This is a genomic window from Pseudomonas sp. W2Jun17 (assembly GCF_023127795.1).
GTDB classification, from domain to species: Bacteria; Pseudomonadota; Gammaproteobacteria; order Pseudomonadales; family Pseudomonadaceae; genus Aquipseudomonas; species Aquipseudomonas synxantha_A.
In genome coordinates this window covers 49,239-64,249 of sequence record NZ_SPKO01000005.1, presented here as the reverse complement: position 1 = coordinate 64,249, position 15,011 = coordinate 49,239, and the positions used below count along the sequence as shown (strand labels likewise).

The following is a 15,011-nucleotide window of genomic DNA, read 5'->3' as shown; positions in this document are numbered from 1 at the left end:
CACACCCTGCAATACATCGGCCAAGTCCAGGGACTGCGGGCTGTTGGGCATGGTCTACGCTAAGTCTGAGCTGAGCGACACCCGTGCTTCAAAAACGACATCGACATGAAACTGTCATCCATCGGGCCTAAATTGGCTCAGGTATTGCTGACCTAGACCACACCCTCGCCAACGTTCGTATAAAACGCCGCGTGTAAAACGCCCAAAGGAGTTTCGGATGAAACAGCTTTTCCTGGCATCACTGTTAGGCTCGACCATTGCCATGTGCACCGCCGCCATGGCCGCTGATACCGATCTAAAAACCCTGGAAGCCGCCGCCAAGGCGGAAGGCGCCGTCAACAGCGTCGGCATGCCCGATGATTGGGCCAACTGGAAAGGCACCTGGGAAGACCTGGCCAAGACCTACGGCCTCAAGCACATCGACACCGACATGAGTTCGGCCCAGGAAATCGCCAAGTTCAAAGCCGAAAAAGACAACGCCAGTGCCGATATCGGTGACGTGGGCGCAGCCTTCGGCCCGATCGCGGTGAAGCAGGAAGTCACCCAGCCATACAAACCCTCCACCTGGGCGCAGGTTCCGGATTGGGCAAAAGACAAGGACGGTCACTGGGCCCTGGCCTATACCGGCACCATCGCGTTTATCGTCAACAAAAAACTGCTGCACGGCTCCGAAGTCCCGACCAGTTGGGCCGACCTGCAAACCGGCAAATACAAGGTGTCGGTGGGTGATGTAAGCACCGCAGCCCAAGCCTCCAATGCGGTACTCGCCGCCGCTATCGCCAACAAGGGCGACGAGAAAAACATCGCACCGGGCCTGCAGTTTTTCACCAGGATCGCCCAGCAAGGTCGCCTCTCACTGTCCAACCCGACCATCGCCACCATGGAAAAAGGCGAAGTCGAAGTTGGCATTGTCTGGGACTTCAACGGCCTGAGCTACAAAGCCAAGATGGCCAACCCGGATGACTACGTGGTGCTGATTCCATCGGATGGCTCGGTGAAATCGGGCTACACCACCATCATCAACAAATACGCCAAGCACCCGAACGCCGCCAAGCTGACCCGCGAATACATCTTCAGCGATGCAGGCCAACTCAACCTGGCCAAGGGCAATGCGCGTCCGATCCGTGCAGAAACCGACCTGAAGCTGCCGGCCGATATCGCCAAGAACCTGATCCCGGGCGAGCAATACACCAAGGCCAACCCGCAGCCGATCAAAGATGCCGATGCCTGGGAAGCGACGTCCAAGAAGCTTCCGCAGATGTGGAACGAGCAGGTCATCGTAGAGATGAAGTAATCGGTCTCTCTGATCGAAGTGCTGTCAGTGTGGGAGCTGGCTTGCCTGCGATAGCGGTCTGACATTCAACATTGGTGTCCACTGATACACCGCCATCGCAGGCAAGCCAGCTCCCACATTTGATCCGGTTTCAACCGAAAAAACGATATCTGCCCATCTGTCGCGGAGCCCCAGCCCCCATGAAGCACACTGTCATCCTTGTCGTGCTCGACGGCCTGAACTTCGAGGTCGCCCAGCACGCCATGGGACACTTGCAGGCCTACGTCGGCGCAGGACGCGCAGCCCTCTACAAACTGGAATGCGAACTGCCCGCCCTGTCCCGCCCGTTGTATGAATGCATCCTCACCGGCGTGCCACCGATTGACAGCGGCATTGTCCATAACAACGTCTCGCGCCTGTCCAACCAGCGCAGCATTTTCAATTACGCCACCGACGCCGGCTTGAGCACCGCTGCGGCGGCTTACCACTGGGTCAGCGAGTTGTATAACCGCACGCCCTTTCTCGCCGCCCGCGATCGTCACACCGACAACAAGGCACTGGCGATCCAGCACGGGCATTTCTACTGGACTGACCACTATCCGGATTCCCATCTGTTCGCCGATGCCGAGAGCCTGCGGCTCAAGCACGCGCCCAACTTTTTGCTGGTGCATCCGATGAATATCGACGATGCCGGCCACAAGCATGGCCTCGACACCGCGCAATACCGCAACAGCGCCCGTTCGGCCGACATTATCCTGGCCGACTACCTGCAAGGCTGGCTCGACGCCGGCTACCAGGTGCTGGTCACGGCCGACCACGGCATGAACAACGACCGCTCTCACAACGGCCTATTGCCGCAAGAGCGCGAAGTGCCGCTGTTTGTCCTCGGTGACGCCTTCAGCCTGGATGCTGACGCCGCGCCGAAACAAACCGATCTGTGCGGTACCGTCTGCGAGCTGCTTGGCGTGCCGCACGACAAACCGGTGTGCCGGGAGTTGCTCAAGTGAATTCGATGACCCGCGGCAAATGGCTGGCCCTGCTGTGCCTGGTGCCCTTCGCACTGTTCTTTATCGTGTTCGAGATCGCGCCGCTGGTATGGGTGCTGATCAACAGCCTGCAAACCGAAGAGGCCGGTTGGGGCCTGGAAAACTTCACACGGATCTTCAGTTCGAAGTTCTACCGGCAGGCGATTCAGCTCAGCCTGGAGATCAGTTTCTACTCCAGCATCTTCGGCATCATCATCGCCACCCTGGGCAGCTACTCACTGCGACGGGTGGATTCGCCGCTGCGCAACTTCGTCACAGCGTTTGCCAACATGACCAGCAACTTCGCCGGCGTGCCCCTGGCCTTCGCGTTCATCATCCTGCTGGGCTTCAACGGCAGCATCACCATCATGCTCAAGCAGGCCGGGATCATTCAGGACTTCAACCTGTACTCCAAGACCGGCTTGATCATCCTCTACACCTACTTCCAGATTCCTCTTGGTGTGCTGTTGCTCTACCCGGCCTTTGATGCATTGCGCGAAGACTGGCGTGAGTCGGCTGCGCTGCTCGGCGCCAATGGCTGGCAGTTCTGGCGACATATCGGCTTGCCGGTGCTCACCCCTGCCCTGCTTGGCACTTTCGTAATCCTGTTGGCCAACGCCCTTGGCGCCTACGCCACGGTCTACGCCCTGACCACCGGCAACTTCAACGTGCTGCCGATCCGCATCGCGGGGCTGGTCTCTGGTGATGTGTCGCTGGACCCGAACATGGCCAGCGCCCTGGCCGTGGTACTGGTGGCGCTGATGACGGTGGTCACCGTGGTCCATCAACTGCTGCTCAAGAGGAGCTACCATGTCTCGCGCTGATGCCGGCCCGGCCTCCCTCTACCATCGGGTAGTGGTGTACCTGCTGTTCCTTATTCTGGTACTGCCGCTGATCGGCACCTTTGTCTACTCGATCTCCAGCAGTTGGTCGGCGACTATCCTGCCCGCCGGATTCAGCGTGAAATGGTACGTACAGCTGTGGAGCGACCCGCGCTTTCTGATGGCGTTCGGGCAATCGTTGCTGGTGTGTGTGGGCGCGTTGATCCTTTCGGTGGTATTGATTTTGCCGCTGCTGTTCGTGGTGCATTACCACTTTCCCAAGCTTGATGCGCTGATGAACATTCTGATTCTGCTGCCCTTCGCGGTGCCGCCGGTGGTGTCTTCAGTCGGTTTGCTGCAACTGTATGGTTCCGGGCCGTTGGCGATGGTGGGTACGCCGTGGATTCTGATCGGCTGCTACTTCACCGTGGCGCTGCCGTTCATGTACCGGGCGATCACCAACAACCTGCAAGCCATCAACCTGCGCGACCTGATGGACGCCTCGCAACTGCTCGGCGCCAGCACCTGGCAAGCGGCGATCCTGGTGGTGCTGCCTAACCTGCGCAAAGGCCTGATGGTGGCATTGCTGTTGTCGTTCTCGTTCCTGTTCGGTGAGTTCGTGTTCGCCAACATCCTCGTCGGCACGCGCTACGAGACCCTGCAGGTGTACCTCAACAACATGCGCAACAGCAGCGGCCACTTCACCAGTGCCGTTGTGATCTCCTATTTCTTCTTTGTGCTGGTGCTGACCTGGGCCGCCAATATCTTGAACAAGGACAAAAGCCAATGAGCTTCGTCAGCGTCCAACATCTGCAAAAAAGCTACACCGGCACGCCAGTGTTCAGCGATATCAACTGTGAAATCGCCAAGGGCGAGTTCGTCACCCTGCTCGGCCCGTCCGGTTGCGGCAAGTCCACCCTGCTGCGTTGCATCGCGGGGTTAACCTCGGTAGACAGCGGCACAATCCTGCTGGATGGGCAGGACATCGTGCCCCTGAGCCCGCAGAAACGTCAGATCGGCATGGTGTTCCAGAGCTACGCGCTGTTCCCCAACATGACCGTGGAGCAGAACGTCGCGTTCGGCCTGCGCATGCAAAAGGTCAACGCCGACGACAGCCACAAGCGCGTGCAGGAAGTGCTGCAATTGGTTGAGCTAACGGAACTGGCCGGCCGCTATCCGCACCAGATGTCCGGCGGCCAGTGCCAGCGCGTCGCCCTCGCCCGCTCCCTGGTGACCCGCCCGCGCCTGCTGTTGCTCGATGAACCGCTGTCGGCATTGGATGCACGTATTCGCAAGCACTTGCGCGAACAGATCCGCCAGATCCAGCGCGAACTGGGGCTGACCACGATTTTCGTGACCCATGACCAGGAAGAAGCCCTGACCATGTCCGACCGCATCTTTTTGATGAACCAGGGCAAGATCGTGCAGAGCGGCGATGCCGAAACCCTCTATACCGCCCCGGTGGATGTGTTTGCCGCCGGTTTTATCGGCAACTACAACCTGCTCGATGCCGACAAGGCCAGCCAGTTGTTGCAACGGCCAATCAAGGGGCGCATTGCCATTCGCCCCGAGGCCATCGAGTTGAGCCGCAGCGGCGAGCTCGATGCGCTGGTGCGCAGCCACAGCTTGCTGGGTAACGTGATTCGCTACCGCATCGAAGCCCGTGGCGTGGAATTGGTGGTCGACGTACTCAATCGCTCGGCCGACGACCTGCACCCGGACGGCCAGCGCCTGGCACTTTCCATCGACCCCAGCGCCCTGTGTGAAGTAGCCTGACAGGCAGCGACCTATTGAGAGAGAACATGACGGATGGCATTGGTAATTTTTGATCTGGACGACACCCTAATCCACGGCGACTGCGCCACCCTGTGGAGCGAACAGATGGGCCGCCTGGGCTGGGTAGACCCTGAGTCGTTCATGCGCAGGAACAACGAATTGATGGACGCCTACAGCCGAGGCGAGTTGCGCATGGAAGACTTCATGGACTTCAGCCTGGAGCCGATGATCGGCCGCACTCCGGAAGAAATCGAGCATCTGGTGGAGCCGTGGGTCGAGGACGTGATCGAGCCGCTGATCTACAGCGACGCCACCATGACCATCGCCCGCCACCGTGCGAATGGCGACCGGATCCTAGTGATTTCCGCCTCGGGCACTCACCTGGTCACGCCGATTGCGGCGCGTATCGGTATTGAAGAAGTGTTGGGGATTAACCTGGACGTCGGCCACGGCGTGTACAGCGGCAAGACCGTAGGCGTGCTGACCTATCGTGAAGGCAAGATCACGCGCCTGCTGGAATGGCTGGAGCAGGAAGGAGAAACGCTGGAGGGGGCGTATTTCTACTCGGATTCGCGCAATGACTTGCCGCTGCTGCTCAAGGTGGATCACCCGCAGGTAGTGAACCCGGACCCGGTGTTGCGCGCCCATGCCGAACAGGCCGGCTGGCCGATCCACCACTGGACCTGAATCAATAGAGATCAACCTGTGGGAGCTGGCTTGCCTGCGATAGCGGTGCAACAGTGAAGAATTCTTCATCTGGTGCACCGCTATCGCAGGCAAGCCAGCTCCCACACTGACTGCATTTCAATCCAGGATTCGGTCAGGCTGTTGGCAATATGGACTACATCGAATGTAGGACTGGGTTCTTCTAACCCTCCACATGCCCCTCAACGCCTTGCAATGCTTTCACAGTGCCTCCATAGTGAGTCTGGACTGAGCCCGTAGCAGTAGCGTCGGGCTTTTTGCATTATGCGACCGGACCATATGGAACCGGCTCCCTCAAAGACGGCCTAATATGCGTTATCAATTGCCCCCGCGTCGAATCAGCATGAAGCATCTGTTCCCCAGCACCGCCCTCGCTTTTTTCATTGGTCTCGGCTTCGCGTCGATGTCGACCAATACGTTCGCAGCCAATAGCTGGGACAACCTTCAGCCTGATCGCGATGAGGTGATTGCCAGCCTTAACGTTGTCGAGTTGCTCAAGCGCCATCACTACAGCAAGCCGCCGCTGGACGACGCTCGCTCGGTGATCATCTACGACAGCTACCTCAAGCTGCTGGATCCGTCGCGCAGCTACTTCCTGGCCAGCGATATCGCTGAGTTCGACAAGTGGAAGACGCAGTTCGACGACTTCCTCAAAGGCGGCGACCTGCAGCCCGGCTTCACCATCTACAAGCGTTACCTGGACCGCGTCAAAGCGCGTCTGGACTTCGCCCTGGGTGAGCTGAACAAAGGCATCGACAAGCTCGACTTCACCCAGAAGGAAACCCTTCTGGTGGATCGCAAGGATGCCCCTTGGCTGACCAGCACGGCAGCGCTGGACGACCTGTGGCGCAAACGCGTCAAGGACGAAGTGCTGCGCTTGAAGATCGCCGGCAAAGAGCCCAAGGCCATTCAGGAATTGTTGACCAAGCGCTACAAGAATCAGTTGGCGCGCCTGGACCAGACCCGTGCCGAAGATATCTTCCAGGCCTACATCAACACCTTCGCGATGTCCTACGACCCGCACACCAATTATCTGTCGCCGGATAACGCGGAAAACTTTGATATCAACATGAGTCTGTCCCTGGAAGGCATTGGTGCCGTCCTGCAAAGCGACAATGACCAGGTCAAGATCGTACGTTTGGTGCCGGCAGGCCCGGCAGACAAGACCAAGCAGGTCGCCCCGGCAGACAAGATCATCGGCGTGGCCCAGGCTGACAAAGAGATGGTCGATGTGGTCGGCTGGCGCCTGGACGAAGTGGTCAAGCTGATCCGTGGCCCCAAAGGCAGCGTGGTGCGCCTGGAAGTGATTCCGCACACCAACGCACCGAACGACCAGACCAGCAAGATCGTGTCAATCACCCGTGAAGCGGTGAAGCTCGAAGACCAGGCGGTGCAGAAGAAAGTCCTCAACCTCAAGCAGGATGGCAAGGACTACAAGCTGGGCGTGATTGAGATCCCGGCCTTCTACCTGGACTTCAAGGCGTTCCGTGCCGGTGACCCGGACTACAAGTCCACCACCCGCGACGTGAAGAAGATCCTGACGGAACTGCAGAAAGAAAAAGTCGACGGCGTGGTCATCGACCTGCGCAACAACGGCGGCGGCTCCCTGCAAGAAGCCACCGAGCTGACCAGCCTGTTTATCGACAAAGGCCCAACCGTGTTGGTCCGCAATGCTGATGGGCGTGTCGACGTGTTGGAAGACGAGAACCCGGGCGCCTTCTACAAGGGGCCGATGGCGTTGCTGGTCAACCGTCTCTCGGCCTCGGCTTCAGAGATTTTCGCCGGCGCCATGCAGGACTATCACCGTGCGCTGATCATCGGCGGCCAGACTTTCGGCAAGGGCACCGTGCAGACCATTCAGCCGCTGAACCATGGCGAGCTGAAACTGACGCTGGCCAAGTTCTACCGGGTTTCCGGGCAGAGCACCCAGCATCAGGGCGTGCTGCCGGATATCGATTTCCCGTCGATTATCGACACCAAGGAAATCGGCGAAAGCGCACTGCCTGAAGCCATGCCATGGGACACCATCCGCCCTGCGATCAAGCCGGCGTCGGATCCGTTCAAGCCGTTCCTGACGCAGTTGAAGGCAGACCACGACACCCGCTCTGCCAAGGATGCCGAGTTCGTGTTTATCCGCGACAAGCTGGCCCTGGCCAAGAAGCTGATGGAAGAGAAAACCGTCAGCCTCAACGAAGCGGATCGCCGTGCACAGCACTCCAGCATCGAGAATCAGCAATTGGTGCTGGAAAACACTCGCCGCAAAGCCAAGGGTGAAGATCCGCTCAAAGAGCTGAAGAAAGAAGATGAAGATGCCTTGCCGACCGAAGCGGATAAAACCAAACCGGAAGATGATGCCTACTTGGCCGAGACTGGCCGGATCCTCCTCGACTACCTGAAGATCACCAAGCAGGTGGCCAAGCAGTAAATGATGGCAATTTAATGTGACCGCTCCACGCAGTGTCATCATATAGACATCATTCTGTCGTGAAATGAAAGGACCGCAGGCTTAACGCCTGCGGTCCTTTTTTTTCGATCGAGATCGCCATGACCGTGACCGAACCGCTGAATGCATTGGGCTCAATCCTGGCTCAAGGCAGTTTGCACACCGCAGGAAGCGCGCCTGATGTTGCCCAAGCCGGATAACACCACGACTGCCCTCAGCGATGAAGGCAGTGACCTCAGCGCCCTGCTGAACGAACAGCCAGCGGTGGATCAAGACACCGCCACGGCTCAAGTGCTGGAAGCGTTCCATCACCAGGCCAATCTCAATTCACTGGCGGTGCTGGATGGCGGCGGTCGCCCGATTGGAATTGTGCACCGACACTCGCTGTCGGACGCGCTGCTCAAGCCGTTCGCGACCGACTTGTTTGCGCGCAAACCGATCAGCCGATTGATGAGCGATGATTTCCTGGCGGTGGAGTTGAGCCAGTCCTTGCAACAGGTCAGCCGTTTATTGACCAGCCGCGCACGGCAGCGCATCGAAGAAGATTTCATCATCACGTTGAACGGTGACTATCTGGGCCTGGGCCGGGTGATCGACGTGCTCAAGCTGATCACCGAACTGAAAATCCAGCAGGCGCGCTACGCCAACCCGCTGACTTTGCTGCCAGGCAACGTACCGATCCAGCAATGCCTGGCTCGGCTGTTGCAGCAACAGCGCGAGTCGCTGATCTGTTATGTGGATATCGACAGTTTCAAGCCGTTCAACGATATCTACGGCTACGGGCGTGGGGATGAAGTGCTGCTGTGCCTGGCGCAATGCCTGAACGACCAGGTAGACCCCAGCCGCGACTTTGTCGGGCATATTGGCGGCGATGACTTTTTGCTGGTGCTGGGCCCGCAGGATTGGCGCAAGCGGCTCAACCAGTTGCTGGACGACTTCCATACCCAATGCCGACGCTTTTACCGCGCCGAGCACGTGGATGCTGGTTGCTTCGTGTCACTCAACCGTCAGGGCGTGCGCCAGGAGTTCGCCTTGCTATCGCTGTCTATCGGTGTGGTGCATCTGTATCCACAGGCCTGTGCGCAACTCGATGCCAGCCAGTTGGCAGAACTGGCCTCGCAAGCCAAGCACCATGCCAAGGACGTGGCCGGCTACAGCATCCATGTGATCGACAGCCTGGACATGTACTCAGCAGCGCTTTAAGCCTCGGCGGATTCCGGGTATTCGTACTCGAACACCCGCACCACTTCCGAAGCGTGCCAGGACGCAGCCGCCACGCCATCGGAGGGTCCACTGAAGCGCCCGAGACGCTCCACACACTCAAAGAACCCGGTACGTGGCAGGCGGCTGGCACCCTGGCTGATCACCAGGGAACTGCGCAGCGGCTGCTCGGCCTTGGCATCCAGCGCCGCCAGGTGCTCCAGGGCAGCCGCCAGGGTCTGCATGGCTGGCGTCGGAAATTGCAGGCGCTCAAGCAGCGCCCGGTACGTCAACAAATGGCGCTGGCGACGGGCCTGATCCAATTCGTTGAGCAACCCATCCCAGTGTTGACGGCTGATACGTAGGCTCAAGACTCATCCCTCCAACCTGCCACGCCCAATTCCCAGGCCAGGCTGCGGCGAATGGCGGCATCCGGCTGGCGTTCACCACTTTCAATCAAACCAAGGTACGAGGGGCTGATCCCCACCGTGCGTGCCAGGGTCTCGATAGCCAGGCCCTTGGCTTCACGCAGGCCGCGCAGGTCTGCGAGCGGTCGCAGGTCCTGGTCGATGGCGGCAGAGGCGGCAGGAGAAGAAGCGGGTGTAGGTGGCTGCTGACCGGCAGCTCTTAGCAGTGCCTGGTACTGGTCCCATGGCAACACCGCATATTCGGGTGCGCCATCGCGTGAAATGATCTGAATATCCATGACTGCCCCGTAGGATAAAAACACTTACTAAGTAAGTTCTTTCCTTAGAAGTGTAATCCTAACAGCCGCGAAGGTCGCTGGGGGATCCCCGGCATCATTAGTTTTTTTGTGGGTTTTCCTGGGCCAGCAGCTCAGGCGTTGCAGGGAGGCGCTCAACCACCGCGAGTTTTTCCGGGCGTTGCGCATCCCGCCAGGCGCGAAAGGCGCTCAGTTCGCCGCTCAGGGTCTTCATGACCCATGCCAGCACCGCGATGTCGTCGAACATGCCGAACATCGGGATGAAGTCCGGGATCGCGTCAATCGGGCTCAGAAAGTACATCAACCCCGCCACCACCGAGATCAACGCCTTGGGGCTGATCGCTCGGTATTCGCCGCGCCAGTAAGCCAGGCAAAGGGCTTGGAGCAATTTGAGATCATCCTTGAGCTGGCCCAGGCGATTGCCCTGGCTTGAGCCTTTGGCCGCAACGGCAAACAGCAAGGTCGGCAAACGTCCACGGCCCAGCAGGCGCGCGGCCATGGGCAGAAAACGGGTGAAGTTGAAGGGTGGTTTCATCAGGCACTCCAGTTCCAGGCGAGGTAAAAGGTTATCCACACAAATTGTGGATAACCTTGTGAACAGAGCCTGTTTTATCAGCTGAAAGCCACGGTCTATAAGGCTTACAGTCAGATCGGGCGTTTTTTGCGCACATAAAAAAAACCCAAGATTTCATTGACTTGGCCTGTATGTGCGGCTACCCGTGCTCGAGTCTTACATCAGACTGCGCGCAATGCTGCGGGTTCTATCGGATTTACCCAGAAACAACAACGCCCCGTCGAGACGGGGCGTTGTGTGTTCAGGCGCCGATTACTTCTTGGCGGCTGGTGCAGCAGGTGCGTCAGCAGCTTCTGCCTTGGCTGGGTCCTTGATGCCCAGCAGTTCCAGGTCGAATACCAGCACGGAGTTGGCTGGAATCGCCGGGCTCGGGCTCTGGGCGCCGTAGGCCAGGTCGGACGGGATGTACAGCTCGACCTTCTCGCCAACGTGCATCAGTTGCAGGCCTTCGACCCAACCCGGGATCACGCCGCTGACCGGCAGGTCAATCGGGCTGCCGCGATCCACGGAGCTGTCAAAGGTGGTGCCGTTGGTGAGCTTGCCGGTGTAGTGCACAGTCACCACGTCGGTTGGCTTGGGCTGTGCGCCGTCGGCCTTCTTCACGATCTTGTACTGCAGACCGGAAGCGGTGGTGACGACGCCGTCTTTCTTGGCGTTGTCTTCGAGGAATTTCTTGCCGGCAGCTGCCGACTCTTCGCTCATTTTGGTCATGCGCTCTTCGGCACGCTTTTGCAGCGCGGCGAAGGCTTCAACCAGCTCGTCATCTTTGAGCTTCTGCTCTTTCTTGCCGACAGCATCTTCGATGCCTTGGGCTACCGCTTTGGAGTCCAGGTCATCCATGCCTTCTTGGGCAAGGCTCTTGCCCATGTTCAGGCCGATGCCGTAGGAAGCTTTTTGCGCCGGGGTTTTCAGCTCTACGCTGGTCTGCGAATCACAACCCGCAAGTACCAGGCTAACCAGGGCCACCGCCGCCGCCAACCGATGCTGTTTCATGCTATTTCCTTGTTCATGCGCCAAAAGGGCATTCGAATAAAGTCGCGAGCTTATCAGGCGGCCACGACCAATGGCTACCGGCATGTGAGCAGGAAACTTCTGATAAGTTCACGTGTTTAAAAGCATTTCCATTTATCATGGGGCACCGCGACGGATCGCGGGACCGCCTGCCAGCAGGCTCATCGCTACTTGCCGCACCTGTGGCGCAGTGGCATAACAACGCGACAATTCGACAAGGATAGTTATCTTGCGCACTTTTTCCCGTGTTTTACTCCTGATACTGATCGCCCTGGGCCTGATTCTGGCCGTGGTGCTCTATTACACCCTCAACCCCAAGCTACCGGACTACGTGCCAGTAAAGCAGGTGCACTACCAGGATCAATGGAGTGCCGCTGACCGCCAGACCTACTACTTCACGCCCCAGGGCACCCAGGTAAAGGGCCTGCACTATGATTGGTTCACGGCCCTGGAGCTGCCGTTCTCCGAGCAACGCTTTGCCGCGCCGGAGTACCTGGCGCGCTTTGGTTTTCTGGTCGACCCCAAGCAAGTGCCCACCCCGCAAAACCCTGGCAACCTGCCGGTAGGTTTTGCCCGACACCAGAACGCCGACAGCCAGGTTCAATACCTGGATATCACCTGTGCGGCCTGCCACACCGGTCAATTGCACTTCAAGGGCCAGGCCCTGCGTATCGACGGTGGCTCGGCGCAACACGTGCTGCCCTCCAGCGTACCCACCTTGCGGGGCGGCAGTTTTGGCCAAGCCCTGGTCGCCAGCCTTGCCGCTACGTATTACAACCCGTGGAAGTTCGAGCGCTTCGCCCGCAAAGTCCTGGGTGATCAGTACGATACCCAGCACAATCAGCTGCGCCAGGACTTCAAACAATCGCTGAACCAGTTCCTCAAAGTCGCCTGGAATGATACCCATCGCGGCCTCTATCCCACCGAAGAAGGCCCCGGTCGTACTGACGCCTTCGGGCGCATCGCCAATGCCAGCTTTGGCGACGCTATTTCCCCCGACAATTATCGTGTCGCCAATGCCCCAGTGGACTACCCGCAGTTGTGGGATATCTGGACATTCGACTGGGTGCAGTGGAATGGCTCGGCTCAGCAGCCCATGGCGCGCAATATCGGTGAAGCCCTTGGTGTAGGCGCAACCCTGGCCTTCTTCGACAGTGCCGGCCAACCGCTCCAGGGCGACGCTCGCTACCCGTCCAGCGTACGCGTGCGGGACCTGCACCTGATCGAAGAAACCCTGCAACGCCTCAAGCCGCCAACCTGGCCGGAGGACTTGTTCGGCGCCATCGACAAACCCCTCGCCGCCCAAGGCCGCGCACTCTTCGCCGAAAACTGTGCTGGCTGCCATATACCCGCGGTCACCGAGGAAAATGGCCGCCCGGTGCAGCAGTTGAAAATGCTGCCGGTGGACTACATCGGCACCGACCCCGGCACCGCCAGCAACATTGCCGACCAGCGTTATGACCTCAGCGCCCTGCAATGGGATCCGGCCGAACTGGCCCAACTCAATGTTGAACTACACCCTGCGCCCACCGCGCCACTGGATCTGAAAAAAATGTCCGTGGCCCAGGGGCTGGCCTACGTCACCGCCTTTGTCGAAGAACATGCCTACCGCGCTGCCGGCGTGACCCCGGCCGAGCGCCCGAGCCTGGACGGGTTCGGCCTGCCGATTGGCGTGCGCGAATTGCGTGCCTATAAAGCGCGACCACTGGCAGGCGTATGGGCTACCCCGCCGTTCCTGCACAACGGTTCGGTGCCGACGATCTACCAACTGCTTTCGCCCCAGGACGAACGCAGCACCACCTTCTATAAAGGCACGTTCAACTACGATCCACGCCATCTGGGTTTTGAAACCGCCTCGTTCAAGAATGCCTTCCTGTTCGATACCCGAATCACCGGCAATCACAACAGCGGTCACGAATTCCGCGCAGGCGCACGGGGCAATGGCGTCATTGGTCGTGGCTTGCTGCCCCAGGAGCGCTGGGCGCTGCTCGAATACCTCAAAGTACTGGGCGGCCCGCTGGAGCACCAACTGCCATGATTATTCGATCACAAAACAAGGAACGTTCCATGCTCGCTCGTCTCTGGCTGCGTCTCGGCGCTTTTCTCGGCAAGACCCTGTTGTGGCTGGTGGGCGTTGGGCTGTTGGGGTGGCTACTGGCGACCGTATGGTTCGCCTGGCAGCACAGTGGCCCGGTGTCAGCGGATGAACAGATCCCGCCGGGTGAAGCAGCGATGACCCAAGGCATCATCCAGACCGCCGTACGCATCGTTGACCAGCACCGCGAAGGCACTCGCTACCTGCGCGATGCCCATGCCAAGGCCCATGGTTGCGTGAAAGCCGAGGTCAGCGTTCTGGCGGATCTCGACCCGGCCTTGCGCCAGGGCGTGTTTGCAGAGCCGGGCAAGGTCTGGCAGGCGACGATGCGCCTGTCCAACGGCAACGCCTACCCGCAATTCGACAGCATCCGCGATGCCCGCGGCATGGCGATCAAGCTATTGGATGTGCCGGGCAAGCAACTGATGGCCGACCAGCAAGCCCGCACCGAGCAGGATTTCGTGATGTTCAGCCACCCGAATTTCTTTGTCAGCGATGTCGCCGAATACGCGCAGAACATCGGCGCGCAAGCGGATGGCAAGAAGGTCCTGGCGTTCTTTCCCAAGCTCGACCCGCGCAGTTGGCAAATACGTCACCTGTTTATCGCCCTGGCAACGCTGGCGCCCGCACCGGCCAGCCCGACGCAGACGACTTACTTTTCAGTGTCGCCCTACAAGTTTGGCGCGGCCAACGCCAAGTTTCGCGTCGCGCCCGACCCGCAAAGCTGCCCGGAATACGTACTGCCTAAACAGAACCAGGCCCTGCCGAACTTCCTGCGCAGCGCCCTCAATCAGCAACTGTCCACCGACCGCGTAGCGGCCTGTTTCGTGCTGCAGATCCAACGGCAGAACCCGCAAAAGTTCATGCCCATCGAAGACACCAGCATCGAATGGAAAGCAAGCGATGCGCCGTATGAAACCGTGGCCAAGGTCAGGATTCCTGCCCAGGATTTCGACACGCCGGCGCAGAACCTGGCCTGCGATAACCAGTCGTTCAACCCTTGGTTCGGTGTGGAAGCACACCGCCCCATCGGCGGCATCAACCGGTTGCGAAAGGCGGTGTATGAAGCGGTCAGCGACTACCGTCACAGCCGCAATGCGCCGTAGCGGCCGTTGCGCGTAAAGAGCGCGTAACAATGGGCCCGGCGCCGTAAGGTTTGCGTCGGGTCTATTGAAGCCAGGAAGCCGAGGCCCTAGCGTGATCGTCAACTCAAATCTAAGCAGGAAATCACCGTGGAAAGCTCAACTCTCGGCATGCTCGTGCTTTCAATAATTGCAGTGTTCGGCACCGCGTCGTTTATTTTCGAACACTTGGCCGTTCGCCAGACACGCAAGAAAAAACTCAAATAACCCAGCAGTACTCGC

The 15,011-nt window shown here is 59.2% G+C and carries 13 protein-coding genes and 1 pseudogene; 10 read left to right on the top strand and 4 right to left on the bottom strand.

Features of this window, described 5'->3' with window-relative positions:
• Positions 1–217: 217 nt before the first annotated feature.
• From E4O98_RS02780 to E4O98_RS02745, 8 genes and pseudogenes are all read left to right on the top strand, one after another.
• Positions 218–1,294 (top strand): ABC transporter substrate-binding protein, encoded by a 1,077-nt coding sequence (locus E4O98_RS02780; RefSeq protein WP_005786727.1) that lies wholly within the window; start codon positions 218–220, stop codon positions 1,292–1,294.
• A 179-nt stretch (positions 1,295–1,473) separates the two neighbouring features.
• The gene (locus tag E4O98_RS02775) at positions 1,474–2,280 is read left to right on the top strand and encodes an alkaline phosphatase family protein (RefSeq protein ID WP_103735455.1); all 807 of its coding nucleotides are present in this window, start codon (positions 1,474–1,476) and stop codon (positions 2,278–2,280) included.
• A gap of 5 nt (positions 2,281–2,285) precedes the next feature.
• The gene (locus E4O98_RS02770; RefSeq protein WP_164699551.1) at positions 2,286–3,122 is read left to right on the top strand and encodes an ABC transporter permease subunit; all 837 of its coding nucleotides are present in this window, start codon (positions 2,286–2,288) and stop codon (positions 3,120–3,122) included.
• A complete protein-coding gene (locus E4O98_RS02765; RefSeq protein ID WP_032876990.1) occupies positions 3,109–3,909 on the top strand; it encodes an ABC transporter permease in 801 nt (266 codons plus the stop codon). Before E4O98_RS02770 ends, E4O98_RS02765 begins: the two co-directional genes overlap by 14 nt.
• Entirely contained in the window at positions 3,906–4,895 is a 990-nt protein-coding gene (locus tag E4O98_RS02760; protein ID WP_032876992.1) for an ABC transporter ATP-binding protein, read from the top strand. The genes E4O98_RS02765 and E4O98_RS02760 overlap by 4 nt, the downstream gene beginning before the upstream one ends.
• Before the next feature lie 33 nt (positions 4,896–4,928).
• Positions 4,929–5,582, top strand: coding sequence for an HAD family hydrolase (locus tag E4O98_RS02755; protein ID WP_248134090.1), 654 nt, complete (start codon positions 4,929–4,931; stop codon positions 5,580–5,582).
• A gap of 361 nt (positions 5,583–5,943) precedes the next feature.
• Positions 5,944–8,025 (top strand): carboxy terminal-processing peptidase, encoded by a 2,082-nt coding sequence (locus E4O98_RS02750; protein ID WP_228309648.1) that lies wholly within the window; start codon positions 5,944–5,946, stop codon positions 8,023–8,025.
• A 180-nt stretch (positions 8,026–8,205) separates the two neighbouring features.
• Positions 8,206–9,246 (top strand): annotated as a pseudogene (locus E4O98_RS02745) (GGDEF domain-containing protein); the annotation flags it as partial.
• Here the strand turns inward: E4O98_RS02745 and E4O98_RS02740 are convergent.
• The 4 genes from E4O98_RS02740 to E4O98_RS02725 all read right to left on the bottom strand — a co-directional run bounded on the left by E4O98_RS02740 (position 9,243) and on the right by E4O98_RS02725 (position 11,534).
• Positions 9,243–9,614, bottom strand: coding sequence for a hypothetical protein (locus E4O98_RS02740; RefSeq protein ID WP_005786715.1), 372 nt, complete (start codon positions 9,612–9,614; stop codon positions 9,243–9,245). The pseudogene E4O98_RS02745 and the gene E4O98_RS02740 overlap by 4 nt on opposite strands.
• Complete coding sequence (locus tag E4O98_RS02735; protein WP_103735457.1) at positions 9,611–9,949, bottom strand: helix-turn-helix transcriptional regulator; 339 nt, start codon at positions 9,947–9,949, stop codon at positions 9,611–9,613. Before E4O98_RS02735 ends, E4O98_RS02740 begins: the two co-directional genes overlap by 4 nt.
• 97 nt (positions 9,950–10,046) lie before the next feature.
• Entirely contained in the window at positions 10,047–10,502 is a 456-nt protein-coding gene (locus E4O98_RS02730) for a DUF1232 domain-containing protein (RefSeq protein ID WP_005786711.1), read from the bottom strand.
• 291 nt (positions 10,503–10,793) lie between these two features.
• On the bottom strand, positions 10,794–11,534 hold the full coding sequence (locus tag E4O98_RS02725; RefSeq protein WP_005786709.1) for an FKBP-type peptidyl-prolyl cis-trans isomerase: 741 nt from the start codon (positions 11,532–11,534) through the stop codon (positions 10,794–10,796).
• A 247-nt stretch (positions 11,535–11,781) separates the two neighbouring features.
• Here E4O98_RS02725 and E4O98_RS02720 point away from each other — a divergent pair, with 247 nt between their 5' ends.
• A complete protein-coding gene (locus E4O98_RS02720; RefSeq protein ID WP_148852238.1) occupies positions 11,782–13,590 on the top strand; it encodes a di-heme-cytochrome C peroxidase in 1,809 nt (602 codons plus the stop codon).
• Complete coding sequence (locus E4O98_RS02715) at positions 13,587–14,753, top strand: catalase family protein (RefSeq protein ID WP_248134088.1); 1,167 nt, start codon at positions 13,587–13,589, stop codon at positions 14,751–14,753. The genes E4O98_RS02720 and E4O98_RS02715 overlap by 4 nt, the downstream gene beginning before the upstream one ends.
• Positions 14,754–15,011: the final 258 nt, after the last annotated feature.

What these genes read in the sequence shown, in the direction of transcription:
- E4O98_RS02760 (WP_032876992.1), top strand. Translation starts at nt 3,906, where the DNA reads ATGAGCTTCGTCAGCGTCCAACATCTGCAAAAAAGCTACACCGGCACG.
- E4O98_RS02735 (WP_103735457.1), bottom strand. Translation starts at nt 9,949, where the DNA reads ATGGATATTCAGATCATTTCACGCGATGGCGCACCCGAATATGCGGTG.
- E4O98_RS02775 (WP_103735455.1), top strand. Translation starts at nt 1,474, where the DNA reads ATGAAGCACACTGTCATCCTTGTCGTGCTCGACGGCCTGAACTTCGAG.
- E4O98_RS02755 (WP_248134090.1), top strand. Translation starts at nt 4,929, where the DNA reads ATGGCATTGGTAATTTTTGATCTGGACGACACCCTAATCCACGGCGAC.
- E4O98_RS02715 (WP_248134088.1), top strand. Translation starts at nt 13,587, where the DNA reads ATGATTATTCGATCACAAAACAAGGAACGTTCCATGCTCGCTCGTCTC.
- E4O98_RS02765 (WP_032876990.1), top strand. Translation starts at nt 3,109, where the DNA reads ATGTCTCGCGCTGATGCCGGCCCGGCCTCCCTCTACCATCGGGTAGTG.
- E4O98_RS02780 (WP_005786727.1), top strand. Translation starts at nt 218, where the DNA reads ATGAAACAGCTTTTCCTGGCATCACTGTTAGGCTCGACCATTGCCATG.
- E4O98_RS02770 (WP_164699551.1), top strand. Translation starts at nt 2,286, where the DNA reads ATGACCCGCGGCAAATGGCTGGCCCTGCTGTGCCTGGTGCCCTTCGCA.
- E4O98_RS02725 (WP_005786709.1), bottom strand. Translation starts at nt 11,534, where the DNA reads ATGAAACAGCATCGGTTGGCGGCGGCGGTGGCCCTGGTTAGCCTGGTA.
- E4O98_RS02730 (WP_005786711.1), bottom strand. Translation starts at nt 10,502, where the DNA reads ATGAAACCACCCTTCAACTTCACCCGTTTTCTGCCCATGGCCGCGCGC.
- E4O98_RS02750 (WP_228309648.1), top strand. Translation starts at nt 5,944, where the DNA reads ATGAAGCATCTGTTCCCCAGCACCGCCCTCGCTTTTTTCATTGGTCTC.